Source organism: uncultured Flavobacterium sp. (assembly GCF_963925415.1).
Lineage (GTDB): Bacteria > Bacteroidota > Bacteroidia > Flavobacteriales > Flavobacteriaceae > Flavobacterium.
This window is the reverse complement of record NZ_CAWUTS010000048.1, coordinates 1-14,599: the sequence shown is the minus strand read 5'-3', so window position 1 is coordinate 14,599 and position 14,599 is coordinate 1. Positions and strand designations below refer to the sequence as shown.

At 33.1% G+C, this 14,599-nt stretch carries 13 protein-coding genes; 4 read left to right on the top strand and 9 right to left on the bottom strand.

From position 1 onward, the window contains the following. The first annotated feature begins 58 nt into the window (after window positions 1-58). The 4 genes from AABM47_RS04030 to AABM47_RS04015 all read left to right on the top strand — a co-directional run bounded on the left by AABM47_RS04030 (window position 59) and on the right by AABM47_RS04015 (window position 4,941). A complete protein-coding gene (locus AABM47_RS04030) occupies window positions 59-967 on the top strand; it encodes a fumarylacetoacetate hydrolase family protein (RefSeq protein ID WP_338409643.1) in 909 nt (302 codons plus the stop codon). Window positions 968-1,037: 70 nt separating this feature from the next. Continuing rightward, the gene (locus tag AABM47_RS04025) at window positions 1,038-1,790 is read left to right on the top strand and encodes an Asp/Glu racemase (RefSeq protein WP_338409642.1); all 753 of its coding nucleotides are present in this window, start codon (window positions 1,038-1,040) and stop codon (window positions 1,788-1,790) included. 139 nt (window positions 1,791-1,929) lie between these two features. Continuing rightward, on the top strand, window positions 1,930-3,279 hold the full coding sequence (locus AABM47_RS04020; protein ID WP_338409641.1) for a YHYH protein: 1,350 nt from the start codon (window positions 1,930-1,932) through the stop codon (window positions 3,277-3,279). Window positions 3,280-3,306: 27 nt separating this feature from the next. Then, window positions 3,307-4,941, top strand: a complete 1,635-nt coding sequence (locus AABM47_RS04015) for an aryl-sulfate sulfotransferase (RefSeq protein ID WP_338409640.1) — start codon at window positions 3,307-3,309, stop codon at window positions 4,939-4,941. A 52-nt stretch (window positions 4,942-4,993) separates the two neighbouring features. Here AABM47_RS04015 and AABM47_RS04010 read toward each other — a convergent pair whose 3' ends face one another. The 9 genes from AABM47_RS04010 to AABM47_RS03970 all read right to left on the bottom strand — a co-directional run bounded on the left by AABM47_RS04010 (window position 4,994) and on the right by AABM47_RS03970 (window position 14,209). After that, a complete protein-coding gene (locus AABM47_RS04010; protein WP_338409639.1) occupies window positions 4,994-5,815 on the bottom strand; it encodes an SDR family oxidoreductase in 822 nt (273 codons plus the stop codon). 25 nt (window positions 5,816-5,840) lie between these two features. Next, window positions 5,841-6,812: a beta-ketoacyl-ACP synthase III gene (locus AABM47_RS04005; RefSeq protein WP_338409638.1), complete on the bottom strand. Its 972-nt coding sequence runs from the start codon at window positions 6,810-6,812 to the stop codon at window positions 5,841-5,843. Between the two features lie 179 nt (window positions 6,813-6,991). Next, complete coding sequence (gene sucD / locus AABM47_RS04000; protein WP_338409637.1) at window positions 6,992-7,864, bottom strand: succinate--CoA ligase subunit alpha; 873 nt, start codon at window positions 7,862-7,864, stop codon at window positions 6,992-6,994. A 195-nt stretch (window positions 7,865-8,059) separates the two neighbouring features. Next, complete coding sequence (locus AABM47_RS03995) at window positions 8,060-8,995, bottom strand: UDP-3-O-(3-hydroxymyristoyl)glucosamine N-acyltransferase (RefSeq protein ID WP_338409636.1); 936 nt, start codon at window positions 8,993-8,995, stop codon at window positions 8,060-8,062. A 34-nt stretch (window positions 8,996-9,029) separates the two neighbouring features. Then, entirely contained in the window at window positions 9,030-9,596 is a 567-nt protein-coding gene (gene efp / locus AABM47_RS03990; protein WP_338409635.1) for an elongation factor P, read from the bottom strand. A gap of 49 nt (window positions 9,597-9,645) precedes the next feature. Next, window positions 9,646-10,428, bottom strand: a complete 783-nt coding sequence (gene lpxA / locus AABM47_RS03985) for an acyl-ACP--UDP-N-acetylglucosamine O-acyltransferase (RefSeq protein ID WP_338409634.1) — start codon at window positions 10,426-10,428, stop codon at window positions 9,646-9,648. 1 nt (window position 10,429) lies between these two features. Then, a complete protein-coding gene (locus AABM47_RS03980; protein ID WP_338409633.1) occupies window positions 10,430-11,818 on the bottom strand; it encodes a bifunctional UDP-3-O-[3-hydroxymyristoyl] N-acetylglucosamine deacetylase/3-hydroxyacyl-ACP dehydratase in 1,389 nt (462 codons plus the stop codon). A gap of 6 nt (window positions 11,819-11,824) precedes the next feature. Next, entirely contained in the window at window positions 11,825-12,850 is a 1,026-nt protein-coding gene (lpxD, locus tag AABM47_RS03975; RefSeq protein ID WP_338409632.1) for a UDP-3-O-(3-hydroxymyristoyl)glucosamine N-acyltransferase, read from the bottom strand. A 123-nt stretch (window positions 12,851-12,973) separates the two neighbouring features. After that, a complete protein-coding gene (locus tag AABM47_RS03970) occupies window positions 12,974-14,209 on the bottom strand; it encodes an HD domain-containing protein (RefSeq protein ID WP_338409631.1) in 1,236 nt (411 codons plus the stop codon). Between the last annotated feature and the right edge of the window lie 390 nt (window positions 14,210-14,599).

Here is a 14,599-nt window from a genome sequence, read left to right as displayed (position 1 = left end):
AAACGAACTCCTGCAGCGTTTTGAACTCTGTAGAAGTTAAATTTTAAATAAAAAAAACATGAAACTACTTACATACAAAACAAACGAATCAGAACCAAGATTAGGATTTATACATAACAATCAGGTTGTAGATATGGAAGATTTTGGAGAAATATCTAATTTTCCTTTACCCACAACTATGCTAGAATTAATTGATATGGGAATTGAAGTAATTACAGAAATAAACGATTTAATCGCAGATACAAACGCAATTGAATTAGCTGAAATTTCATATGACATAAAAGAAGTAATCTTTATGGCACCCATTCCAAAACCACGAAAAAACATCATTGGAATTGGCTTAAATTATACCAAACACATTGCCGAAAGCGCGAGAACACTTGACACCTCATCAGAATTACCACAAGAACCCGTTATTTTTTCAAAACCACCAACCTGTGTTACAGCTACAAATACAGATATTCTTTTAAATAAAAAGCTAACAAAGCAATTAGATTGGGAGGTAGAATTAGCTGTTGTTATAAGTAAAAAAGCAAAATATGTTACTAAAGCAGATGCTATGGATTATGTTTTTGGATATACAATCATAAATGATATTTCTGCTCGAGATTGTCGTCGATCTGGACAATGGATTGTTTCTAAAGGACAAGATACTTTTGCACCAATGGGCCCTGTTTTAATTACCAAAGACGAAATTGAAAACCCCCATAACTTAAACTTATCGTTAACCGTAAATGGTGTTGAAAAACAAAATTCAAATACCCAATTTATGCTATTTAATATCCATGATTTAATTGAAGACCTGAGTACCGTTTTTACTTTAGAAGCCGGAGATATTATTGCAACTGGCACTCCTGCTGGAGTTGCTGCGGGAAGAAATCCTCAAGAATGGCTAAAAGACGGCGATGTAATTCGATGTACTGTGGAAGGAATTGGGTCGATAGAAAACACCGTTAAAGAAATTTAATACCATAAAATTGAAGAACGATTTAAAAAAATAGGCATTGATTTTTGGTAAAAAAAATTAATAATTAAACATGACAAAAAAATACAGAATAGGCCAAATAGTTCCGTCGTCTAATGTAACGATGGAAACAGAAATACCAGCAATATTTCGTTCAAGAGAGAGCATACTTCCAGAAAGATTTACCTTTCACAGCAGTAGAATGCGAATGAAAAAGGTAACCAAAGAAGAATTGGAGGCTATGGATGCCATGAGTTTAAAATGTGCACAAGAACTTTCAGATGCGCATGTAGATGTTATGGGCTATGCCTGCTTAGTAGCTATAATGAGCATGGGAAGAGGTTATCACTGCGTTTCAGAAGTAAATTTACATCAAGAAACAGTAGCAAATGACTTTCCTACTCCAATTGTAACTTCTGCAGGAGCTTTAATCAATGGATTAAAAATTTTAGGTGCCAAACAAATATCAATAATTACTCCATATATGAGACCTTTAACAGACATGGTTGTTGATTATATTGAAAACCAAGGCATTAAAGTTAAAGAAAGTATTGCGTTGGAGATACCCGATAATTTGGAAGTGGCAGCTCAAAATCCATTAAATTTATTAGAAATTTACAAACAATTAGATTTAAAAGATGTGGATGTTTTAGTTGTTTCAGCTTGTGTACAAATGCCTTCTTTAGAGGCAATAGACTTAATTGAGGCAGCATGTGGAATTCCGGTTACGTCAGCAGCAGTTTGTACAACTTACGAAATGATGAAAAAACTTAATATTGAAACTAAATCTGCGATTGGTGGTGCTTTATTAAGTGGTAAATATTAAGAGACTTTTTATTTTTTATTTAATAATGCAAGAACATAACTTATATTTCGTCTAAATATATAATCATAAAATGACTGTCAAACGAAAAATAAATTAAACCTTATTCTTTTGTTTTAGTCTAAACAAACAAATATTTATCATGAAAAAAAGTTTTATAATTTTAGCATTTATTATGTCGTTTATTGTAGATGCACAAACAAATCCAGCAATAACAAGTTGGTTGCAAAACACAACTAATATAATGGGAAGACATTATGTTTCTGGAAACTCTACGCCTATAAATGATAACGTACTAGCTAATGTTCAAACCGTATTTTACGATGACACAAACGCCTATGTATCGGCTACCGGAATACCCGCATATATAACAGGGCCTTTTCAAGATGGTAATCCATCATTAGCAACAGCTCAAAATTCCATTTTTAAATTTCCATTATTTCCAACACAAAACACAGGCACAGCAACTACAACTAATGGAGGTAATATAGGTGTTTTTATAAATGGTGTAGCCTTATTTGATTACAGAGATGGAGTTTCTTGGAATAATGCTACTGGAGCTTTGTGTGGTGGCCCAGGAAACACCCCTTGCTCAGGTGGACCTGCAGCAGTACAAGCATGGAGCAGAGATGCTATTCCTGCTGAAAAAGCTGGTTTTGATTGTGCAAAAGCACATCCTGCAATGGGAAACTATCACCATCATCAAAACCCAAGTGCTTTTAATTTAGATTTAGTAGTTATATCAAATATATGCAGTACATACCCATCTGATGGCTTATATGTAATAAACACTGCGCAACATTCTCCTCTTATTGGATTTGCTTATGATGGATTTCCAATATATGGTGCTTATGCTTATGCCAATAGTGATGGCACAGGCGCAATTACACGAATGAAATCAAGTTACCAACTTCCGGCTGGAGTTACCACTAGAACAAATGGACCTGATATCAATCAGGTTGTAGGAACACAAACTTTTTTTCAAGGGTATTTTAGAGATGATTATGTATATGTTTCTAATACATCTTCCGATTATTTGGATGAACATAATGGTCGCTTTTGTATTACTCCTGAATATCCAAACGGAATTTATTGTTATTTTGCAACAGTTGATGCCAATCATAATTCTGCCTATCCGTATGTTGTAGGTCCAACTTTTTATGGAAACAAGGTTGCTTTAACAGTAACCAGCATACCAACAGGAACAACAAATTATGTATTATCAAGTGGTGATTTTGATTTAAACAACCTTAAAATTACGGTATACCCAAATCCAGCCTCTGATTTTATAGCCATACAAACCGATTTGGTTGAAAATAATTTAAAAATCGAATTAACTAATGAATTAGGTCAACTTGTAAAAAGATCTGAAATTTTTCAAGGAAGCACTTTGAGCATTATTGAAACAGATACTTTGTATAATGGTATTTATTTTGTAAAAATTTCTGACGGCAAAGTATTTAAAAATATTAAAGTTATTATTAATAAATAAACGTTTATAAATTTCAAATAACTTTTTATGAAAAAAATAGCATTATTATTTTTAATTTTTCACTTAAGCTTTTATGCTCAAACAATTGGTTTAACACAGCATTCTACAGGTACATTAGACAGCGGATATGTTTTATTTGCACCTACTGGAAGCACCAGCACTTATTTAATTGACAAATGTGGAAATCAAATAAATAGCTGGCCCAGTAACTATAGACCAGGACAATCTTGTTATATTTTACCCGATGGCACCTTACTTAGAACTGGAAACACAAACAACACTACTTTTACTGCAGGTGGTAAAGGTGGCGTTATTCAAAAATTAGATTGGAATGGCGTTGTTACATGGTCATACACCATATCTGATGCTACACAATGTCAACACCACGATGTAAAAGCATTAGCAAATGGTAATGTATTAGTGATTGCATGGGAATCTAAAACCAATACTCAAGCTGTAGCGAAAGGAAGAAACCCATTCTTAGTTGGAACTACTATTTGGAGCGAACAAATTATAGAAATTGAACCTACAGGAACAAGTGGCGGAAATATCGTTTGGGAATGGCATTTATTTGATCATTTGATACAAGATTATGATGCTACAAAATCAAATTATGGTGTTATAAACAACAACCCACAGTTGATTAATATTAATTACAAAGCAGGACCCGCTCAAGATTGGATTCATTTAAACTCTATTGATTATAACCCAACATTAGACCAAATTGTTGTCAGTTCGCATGAATTTAATGAAATTTGGATTATTGACCACAGTACTACTAGTGCTGAGGCTGCAAGTCATTCAGGTGGCAATTCTGGCAAAGGTGGTGATGTTTTATACCGATGGGGAAATCCACAAGCCTATAACAACGGAACTGTTGCTAATCAAAAATTTTTTGGACAGCATAATGCCCGTTGGATAGAAAGTGGTTTTTCATTTGAAAATCAAATCATGGTGTTTAATAATGGTTTAGGAAGAACCGGTGGAAATTATTCAACAGTAGAAGTAATTAATCCTCCCGAAGATGGTTATACATATACTGCAACGCTTCCTTATTTACCCGAAGCACTTTCATGGATTTATAATGATGGAAACCCAAATAGCATGTATGCTCAAAACATTTCGGGTGCTCAACCATTATCAAATGGAAATGTATTATTTTGCAATGGTCCTAGCGGAACATTTACTGAAATAAATTCGGAAGGAACAACCCTTTGGAACTATGTAAGCCCTAGTACAAACATGGGCGTTATATTAAATCAAAATGCTACGCCAACTAATAACCCTGTTTTTAGATGCAGTTTTTATCCTTCCAATTATGTTGGTTTTTTAGGGCAACCATTAACCGCTGGAAATACAATTGAAAACACAAATTCGATATCTGCATCCTGTGTTTTAGCTATTGATGGATTTGAATTAACAAATGAACTAAAGATTTATCCAAATCCGGCACATGATTTTACAACCCTTTATATTGAAAATGAATTTGGTTTAAATTCAAAAATTGAACTCATAAATTCTTTAGGGCAAACAATTAAGGAAATTCAAATAACTGCAAGTGAAAACACAATTGCATTAGAAAATTATGCAACAGGTATTTATTTTATAAAGGTTTCGAATGACAAACAAACCAAAACTTTAAAATTAATAATTTCAAAATAGCACTGTATTTTTATAAAAAAAGTCAATTTCTAAACAGAAATTGACTTTTTAATTATCCCATTATGTTGTAGCCACCATCTACGTGTCTAATTTCTCCTGTAATGCGTCCATTAGGCCTAAACAAATGAATTACTTCATTAGCTAAGTCATCTGGAGTTGCATTGCCTAGCGGGCTTAATTTGTCTGCCGTGTCAAAATCAGATTGATTTAGTGTTGCATTACCTGCTTTACTACCCATATAAGGTGAAAAGCGTATGGCATTAACACGCGTACCATTTTTACGTCCTAATTCGTCTGCTAATTCAATTGTGATACGCTCCAATGCTGCTTTTGCAATACTCATATTTCTATACGGATGAAACGTAACTTTTGCAGCTGCAATATAACTTAAAGAACAAATAGACGAATTGGGTTGTATTAAATCATACTTATATAAATATTGAGCTATTCGAATTAATGAATAGGCTGAAACTTCCATAGTATCACAAAACTCTTCTTTTGTTACGTCTAATATTGGTTTTACCACTTTTTGTCTGATCGTTTTATCCATAGCAATTGCATGCAAAAAGCCATCGATCTTAATGTTATTGTCTTTTAACTTTTTTGCAAAAGAATCAACATTTGCTTCAAGAGTTACATCTAAAATTTCGGTTTGAGAATTTCCTAATTCATTTTTAACCGATTTTTGAAAGTCAGCATAATTTACGTTTAAAAATTGTTTTGCTTTATCGGATAAATCATTGTGAAACTCACTTACACCTAAACCTGTGCAAATAACTTGTCCTCCATTTTCTATTATTTTTTTTGCTACAAACATCGCTAGTGAGTTTTCATCAGCAATGCCGGTTATTAAAAAAGTTTTATTTGTAAACATATCGCTTATTTTTTTAAAATTAATTTTACCATTTATACAAAGCAGTTCCCCAAGTCCAACCTGCTCCTACAGCAGCAAACAAAAGAATATCTCCTTTTTTAAATTCATTTTTTTTATGTATTTCGTCTAAAATTATAGGAACTGTACCGCCAGATGTATTGGCATACCGGTCCATGTTTGTTTTTACTTTCTCAAAAGGGAGCTTTACTTTGCGGGCAATTTCTTTTAAAATTCGTATGCTGGGTTGATGCGGTAACATAAAACCTACATCATCTATAGATAAATTGTTTCGAATTAATATTTTGTTAATCGATAAAGGAACAACCTCTGTTGCAGTGTCGTAAACTGCTTTGCCATTCATTTGAAAAAAATGCTCTTTGTTTGTAACCGTTTCTATTGACGCAGGTTTAGCAGATCCACCTGCTAAAATAGTAAAATGTTCTTTTCCTGTTCCGTCAGAATGTAGGTCAAAATCAATAAATCCTTTATCTTCATCGGTTGCCGAAAGTATCATTGCTCCTGCTCCATCGCCAAAAAAAACAGCATCTCGCCGTTCCCAATCTATAATAGTTGAAAAAGTATCAGCACCTATAACTAATACATTTTTATACATACCCGTTTTTATAAATTGAACGGCAGTAGCCATTGTGAACAAAGCTCCAGAACAAACTGCCGAAATATCAAAAGCAACTGCATTTACAGCGTTTAATTTATCTTGTACAAAACAAGCACATGAGGGTGATGGTCTATCTGGAGTAGTGGTGGCAACAATAATTAAATCAATATCTGTGGCAGTTAAATTTGCATTTTCAATAGCAATTAATCCTGCTTTATACGCTAAATCGCTAGTTGCTTCTCCAGTTGAAATACGTCGTTCTTTGATTCCTAACTTTGAAAAAATCCATTCATCTGATGAGCCAATAGCTTCAAAAAATTTATTTTTCACAATGTTTTCGGGTGCATAAGATCCTGTACCTTTTATGTAAACGTTTTTCATTTATTAAAATATTTAAACAAATTTCATTTAAAATTTCAACAAATTAGCCATTTATGTATATTATCTTACTATTTTTATTAAATTCATAAAATTAAAAGCTAAAAAATAGAATTTGCTAAATAAAAAAAAACCGATACAAAAATTGCATCGGTTTTAATATTATATACTAGAGTTAATGATTAGCCCATTACTTCTTTTACTTTTTTTCCTATTTCTGCTGGAGAATCTACAACGTGTATTCCACATTCTCTCATGATTCGTTTTTTTGCTTCTGCAGTATCATCAGAACCTCCTACAATTGCACCTGCATGACCCATAGTTCTTCCAGCTGGAGCTGTTTCACCAGCTATAAAACCTACAATAGGCTTTTTACTTCCACTTTCTTTATACCATTTTGCAGCATCTGCTTCTAATTGACCACCTATTTCACCAATCATAACTACACAAGCAGTTTCTGGGTCGTTTATTAGTAATTCAACCGCTTCTTTTGTTGTCGTTCCAATAATTGGATCTCCACCAATTCCTATAGCCGTTGTAATTCCCATACCTTGTTTAACAACTTGGTCGGCTGCTTCGTAGGTTAATGTTCCTGATTTAGAAACTATACCTACATTGCCTTTTTGAAAAACAAATCCAGGCATGATGCCTACTTTTGCTTCACCTGGTGTAATTACACCTGGGCAGTTAGGTCCTATTAAACGACAATCTCTATTTTTTATGTAAGCATAAGCTTTAATCATATCTGCTACAGGAATCCCTTCAGTAATACAAATGATCACTTTAATTCCGGCATCTGCAGCTTCCATAATTGCATCTGCAGCAAAAGCTGGTGGTACAAATAAAATAGAAGTATCTGCTCCTGCTTTTTCTACTGCATCTTGTACAGTATTAAAAACGGGACGATCTAAGTGTGTAGAACCACCTTTTCCTGGTGTTACACCGCCTACTACGTTTGTCCCATATTCAATCATTTGCTCAGCGTGAAAAGTTCCTTCACTACCTGTAAATCCTTGAACTATTATTTTTGAATCTTTGTTTACTAAAACACTCATCGTATGTTATTGTTTTTTATATTATTAAATATTGTACAAAAGTAAGGTTTTATAGATAATATTAAAATAATATAAGTGACTTATTTTTACTTAATTTTACTTTTATACTATTTTTTATATGGATCTGCATTCTTACTCTCAAAGTTTACTAATTTTGAATATTAACCAAAATATTTAAGACAAATGAATTAAATTTTAGTTGTTTTTCAAATTGTTTAACAATTCGGGTATGCGTTTAATATTAACCAATTGTTTTAATTTTTCGCGAGACTCTTCAATTGGTGTGCCAAAATAGGTTTTATTTCCTTCTATTGATTTTGTAACGCCTGTTTGTCCTAATACCACTGCTTTTTCACCAATTGTAATGCCGCTTGTTGTTCCTACTTGGCCCCACAGCGTAACTTCATCTTTAATAATAACACAACCGGCAATACCTGTTTGTGCAGCTATTAAGCATTTTTTTCCTATGATGGTGTCGTGACCAATGTGTACTTGGTTGTCAATTTTTGTTCCTTCGCCAATAGTAGTGTCGCCTGTTACACCTTTATCAATGGTACACAAGGCTCCAATACCTACATTATCATGAATAACTACTCTTCCACCTGAAAGCAATTGATCAAAACCATCGGGTCTTTTTTTGTAATAAAAAGCATCTGCTCCAATTATAGTTCCTGCATGAATGATCACATTGTTTCCTACAACTGTATTGTCATATAAGGACACGTTTGAATGAATGATGCAATTGTTTCCAATAGAAACATTGTTTCCAATAAAACAATTGGGTTGAATTAGTGTGTTTTTTCCAACAATTGCGCTAGCCGCTATGGATGTGTTTGAATGCTGAAAAGGTTTAAAATATTTGGTTAGGATGTTAAAATCTCTAAAAGGATCATCAGAAATTAATAAGGCCTTACCATCTGGACAATCTACTTTTTTATTTATTAAAATAATTGTAGCTGCAGATTGTAGTGCTTTATCATAATATTTAGGGTGATCTACAAAAACAATATCTCCCGCTTCTACAACATGAATTTCGTTCATCCCTAATACTGGGAAATGGGTTTCTCCTACAAATTCACAATCAAGAATTGACGCAATGTCTAAAAGGGTTTGCTTGGTATTAAATTTCATATATTATGTTATGTAAATACAACTCAATATTAATTTATTCTTTTATGCGCTCCATATAATTACCAGAAGCGGTATCGATTTTAATTTTATCACCTTCGTTTATAAATAAAGGAACGTTTACTGTTGCTCCTGTTTCTACTGTTGCAGGTTTTGTTGCGTTTGTTGCTGTATTACCTTTTACACCAGGTTCTGCATACGTAACTTCTAACACTACAGATGTTGGCATATCAATAGACAAAGGCAAATCTGTTTCTGTATTAATTTGAAGCATTACATTTGTGCCTTCTTTTAATAATCCAGGTGCGTCTAAAGCCTTTTTTTCTAAAGTAATTTGTTCGTAATTATCTACATTCATAAAGTGAAAAGTTTCTCCTTCTGCATATAAAAATTGATAGGTTTGCGTTTCTACACGAACAACATCTATTTTATGACCTGCAGAAAAGGTGTTTTCTAAAACTCTTCCGTTACTTACAGAGCGTAACTTTGTTCTAACAAAAGCCGGACCTTTACCTGGTTTTACGTGTAAAAACTCAATTATTTTGTAAATATCGTGGTTGTGCTTAATACAAAGTCCGTTTCTAATATCTGAAGTACTTGCCATTATGTTTTATGTTTTAATTATTACTGTTATTTTTCATTTAAAAAAACCTCTAAATACTGCTATATCCTTTCATTACACCACGAGAAGAGCTTCTAATAAACTGCAAAATTTCATCGCGTTCTGGAGTTGCTTCCATTTCGGCTTCAATGATTGCAAAGGCCTGAGTTGTATTGTAATTTTTTTGGTATAAAATTCTGTATATTTCTTGTATTTCTCTTATTTTTTCGGGGGTAAAACCTCTTCGCCTTAGACCTACTGAATTTATGCCCACAAATGACAAAGGCTCTTTTGCTGCTTTTGTATACGGGGGAACATCTTTACGCAATAAAGATCCTCCCGAAATCATAGCATGTTCACCAATAGAAATAAATTGATGCACTGCAGATAAACCTCCAATTATGGCAAAATTACCAACAGTTACATGACCTCCCAAAAGCACACCGTTTACAATAATTACATTATCGCCAATATGACAATCGTGTGCAATATGAGCAGTAGCCATAATAAGACAGTTATCGCCTATTTTGGTTTGGCCCGAAGCTTGTGTTCCTCTGTTAATCGTTACACATTCTCTAACGGTGGTGTTATCGCCAATGATGGCTAAGGAATCTTCTCCTCCAAATTTTAAATCTTGAGGAACTGCTGAAATAACAGCACCTGGAAAGATGTTGCAATTTTTTCCGATACGAGCACCTTCCATAATGGTTACGTTTGACCCTATCCAAGTTCCTTCGCCAATTATTACATTATTATGAATGGTTGTAAAAGGATCTATTACTACATTTCGAGCTATTTTTGCACCAGGATGCACATAGGCTAATGGTTGATTCATTTTATTGTTTTTTTGCTATTTGCGCCATTAATTCGGCTTGTGCTACCAATTTTCCATTGGCATAAGCATACGCTTGCATGTGGCATATTCCACGTCGTATTGGCGATATTAAATCACATTTAAAAGTTAACGTGTCGCCTGGTAATACTTTTTGTTTGAATTTTACATTGTCAATTTTCATGAAAAATGTAAGGTAATTTTCAGGGTCTGGAACAGTACTTAATACTAAAATCCCTCCTGTTTGTGCCATGGCCTCAACTATTAACACACCTGGCATTACTGGTGCATCGGGAAAATGCCCTACAAAGAAATTTTCGTTCATTGTAACATTCTTCATCCCAACTACATGAGATTCTGACATTTCTAAAATTCTATCAATCAATAAAAATGGAGGTCTGTGTGGAAGCACTGCCATAATTTGATGAATATCCATTAAGGGTTCTTTATTCAAATCATATACAGGAACTTGATTTTTTTCTTCGTTCTTAATAATTTTGGAAAGTTTTTTTGCAAATTGGGTGTTGATATAGTGACCCGGTTTATTTGCAATTACTTTTCCTTGAATTCGCATACCTACTAATGCTAAATCACCTACTACATCCAATAATTTATGTCGAGCAGCTTCATTAGGATGGTGCAATTCAAGATTATCTAAAATGCCATTTGGTTTAACGGTTATGGATTCTTTTTTAAAGGCTTTTTTAAGGTTTTCCATAGTTTCAAATGATATTTCTTTATCAACATATACTATGGCGTTGTTTAAATCTCCTCCTTTTATTAACCCATTATTTAACAAGGTTTCTAATTCATGTAAAAAACTAAATGTTCTGCTTTCTGAAATTTCACTTTTAAATTCACTAATGTTTTTCATAGTAGCATTTTGTGTACCTAAAACTTTTGTACCAAAATCTACCATGGCTGTTACGCTGTAATGATCATTAGGAATAATTGTAATTTCGCTTCCTGTAATTTCATCTGTATATGAGATGACATTTTTTACAACATACACCTTTCGTTCTGCATCTTGTTCTACTAGGCCAGCTTTTTCAACAGCTTCGACAAAATATTTTGAAGAACCATCCATAATAGGTGGTTCTGAGGCATTTAGTTCTACTATAACATTATCTACATCGCAACCCACAAAAGCTGCTAAAACATGCTCAGAGGTTTGAATAAATACACCTCTTTTTTCAAGGTTTGTTCCTCTTTGTGTGTTGATTACATAACTTGCATCAGCTTCGATTACTGGTTTTCCTTCTAAATCGACACGAATAAATGAATATCCATTATTTACAGGCGCAGGTTTAAAAGTCATTGTAACTTCTTGACCCGTATGAAGACCAACTCCTTTTAGGGTAATTTCGTTTGCAATGGTTGTTTGCTTAACCATGATGTTTTATTTTTTAGTTTGTTTATTTTTTAAAATTTCTATTTCTTTTACAATTTTAGGCAAATTTTTAAAATGGACGTATGATTTTGAAAAGTCAGCATAATTAAATGATGGTGTGCCTTGTACTACTTCATTATCGGTTACGTTTTTAGCTATGCCCGATTGTGCCTGAATTTTAACCCCGTTTCCTATTATCAAATGTCCTGCAATACCAACTTGACCACCTATCATGCAGTTTTTACCTATTTTAGTAGAGCCCGCAATACCTGTTTGAGAGGCTATTACTGTGTTTTCGTCAATTTCAACATTATGTGCTATTTGAATATGATTATCCAATTTAACTCCTTTTCTTATAATAGTAGAGCCTAATGTTGCTCTATCAATAGTTGTGTTTGCACCTACTTCAACAAAATTTTCAATGATAACATTTCCAATTTGTGGAATTTTTGAAAAAGTACCATCTTCTAAAGGTGCAAATCCAAATCCGTCTGAACCAATAATACAGCCTGAATGAAAGGTGCAATTGTTGCCTATTTCGGTTTCAGAATACACCCGAACACCTGCAAAAAAAATACAATCATCGCCTATTATACAATTATCTCCAATAAAAGTATTGGGGTATATTTTTACATTTTTGCCTATAATTACATTTTTGCCTATATAACAAAAACTACCCAAATATAGTCCATCACCATAAACCACTTTTTCTGAAATTACAGAAGGTTGCTCTATGCCCGATTTCATTAATTTTACTTGATTGTAATATTCCAACAAGGTTGAAAATGATTTGTAAGAATCTTCAACCTTGATTAAAGTAGTTGTAAGGGCATGTTCTGCAACAAAATCATTGTTAACAATGGTTATTGTTGCTTGGGTATCATAAATAAAATTAATATATTTTTTATTAGCTAAAAAGGTTAACGAACCTTCAGTTCCTTCTTCAATTTTTGATAGTTTATATACTTCAGCCATAGGGTTACCTATGACTTCTCCATTTAATATGCCTGCAATTTGTTCTGCTGTAAACTTCATTTAAAAATTTTAGGTTGCCATTTATTTCAAATGACTTTGCTCGTGTTAAAGGCGTGGTGTTTTTTACATCAATACCAAAGCTGAATTAAAACCCCACAAAAATATAAAATTTAAATCTAATAGTTAGGCTTCAATCAATTCTTTTGGAAAACAAATGAAATATTTGGTTACCGGTTTTGATAATGCTTTTAAACTTAATTGGTCAGAAGCCTGAACCACATCTTCAATACTTCCATCTTTTTTTAATATTCTAATGGGCTCACTTTCTTGATTATAGGCCTGATTTTTTATTTTACCTTTAAATACAAAGTAATCGGTTTCTGCACTTGTTGTTTTATATTTTAATATAAATTTATTTTTATAAAGCGTTAAACTGCTTTTACTAGGCTTATGTTCAGTCATTTGTATTTTGAGTAAATCTCTATTCAAAATCATTTTTGACAAAGAACTCAAAACAAAATCATAATGAAACTGCCAGTTTTTTATGGCGCTCATTACATCAAAATCATCTAAATATGAAAAAGTTTGTAAGGTGTTGGCATCAAATTGCTCTTTTGAAATTTTATGCTGCATAAAAAATTGCAAGGGTTCACTGCACTTTAAAACTGTTCCGCTTTGGGTTAATTCTTTAGCTCTTTTTAAAATATGGGTCAAGGTTATTTCGGCAATAACACTGGTTTTGTGTAAATAGGCTTGCCAATACATCAATCGTCTTGCCATTAAAAATTTTTCAACCGAATAAATGGCCTTCTCTTCAATAACCAAAACATCGTTTTGCACGTTTAACATCTGAATTAAACGCTCGCTGTTTACATTACCTTCGGCTACACCACTATAAAAACTATCTCTTTTTAAATAATCCATTCGGTCCATATCCAACTGACTGGATATTAATTGCAACATAAATTTACGGTGGTATTCACCCTTAAATACTTGAATAGCCAAAGCTAATGCACCTCCAAACTCTGTATTTAATTGTTCCATGAACCATAACGAAACTTGCTCGTGATGCACTTCTTCTAAAATACTGTGTTCCATGGCGTGACTAAAGGGGCCGTGACCAATGTCGTGTAATAAAATAGCAATGAGTAAAGCGTTTTCTTCAGCCTCAGAAATTTCAACCGATTTAAAACGAAGGGTTTGAATAGCTTTTTGCATCAAATGCATACAGCCTAAAGCATGATGAAAACGGGTATGATGTGCACCCGGATAAACCAAATAAGTTAAGCCCATTTGTGATATTCTGCGCAAACGCTGAAAATAAGAATGTTGAATTAAATCGTAAATCAACGTATTGGGAATGGTTATAAAACCATATATGGGATCGTTTAAAATTTTGAGTTTATTAATCTGGCTCACTTTAGATACTTTTTACAAAAGTAAGGAATTTTAATACGATACTAAAAAAAGAAATGAGCGAGTCTTTTGATTTTAAATATTAAAGCATCTATGTAGTACTTACGTTATATTTTGTTGACATGGTTAAGGTTTTTTAAATTTAAGTTAACAAAAAAACCACATCTTTTACAATGTGGTTTTTAGTTTTATTTTGCCTCAAAGACAGGAGTCTTTGCGGAGCGGGTGTAGTTTGTTGCTTGACTTACTTTGTGGGTACGAGCTTGAAGCTCGCACTAGCCATGTGTTTTAGTTCTGCTTGCGCCAGCTGGGGTTTAATTTGTTGAACTAACTTTGATACATAGTCAACCATTTGTTAAAATCTAATCCCGTTGAATTTATCAATTTTAAATA

Coding starts and splice junctions, on each gene's coding strand:
- AABM47_RS04030 (WP_338409643.1), top strand. CDS start 59: ATGAAACTACTTACATACAAAACAAACGAATCAGAACCAAGATTAGGA.
- AABM47_RS04025 (WP_338409642.1), top strand. CDS start 1,038: ATGACAAAAAAATACAGAATAGGCCAAATAGTTCCGTCGTCTAATGTA.
- AABM47_RS04020 (WP_338409641.1), top strand. CDS start 1,930: ATGAAAAAAAGTTTTATAATTTTAGCATTTATTATGTCGTTTATTGTA.
- AABM47_RS04015 (WP_338409640.1), top strand. CDS start 3,307: ATGAAAAAAATAGCATTATTATTTTTAATTTTTCACTTAAGCTTTTAT.
- AABM47_RS04010 (WP_338409639.1), bottom strand. CDS start 5,815: ATGTTTACAAATAAAACTTTTTTAATAACCGGCATTGCTGATGAAAAC.
- AABM47_RS04005 (WP_338409638.1), bottom strand. CDS start 6,812: ATGAAAAACGTTTACATAAAAGGTACAGGATCTTATGCACCCGAAAAC.
- sucD (WP_338409637.1), bottom strand. CDS start 7,864: ATGAGTGTTTTAGTAAACAAAGATTCAAAAATAATAGTTCAAGGATTT.
- AABM47_RS03995 (WP_338409636.1), bottom strand. CDS start 8,995: ATGAAATTTAATACCAAGCAAACCCTTTTAGACATTGCGTCAATTCTT.
- efp (WP_338409635.1), bottom strand. CDS start 9,596: ATGGCAAGTACTTCAGATATTAGAAACGGACTTTGTATTAAGCACAAC.
- lpxA (WP_338409634.1), bottom strand. CDS start 10,428: ATGAATCAACCATTAGCCTATGTGCATCCTGGTGCAAAAATAGCTCGA.
- AABM47_RS03980 (WP_338409633.1), bottom strand. CDS start 11,818: ATGGTTAAGCAAACAACCATTGCAAACGAAATTACCCTAAAAGGAGTT.
- lpxD (WP_338409632.1), bottom strand. CDS start 12,850: ATGAAGTTTACAGCAGAACAAATTGCAGGCATATTAAATGGAGAAGTC.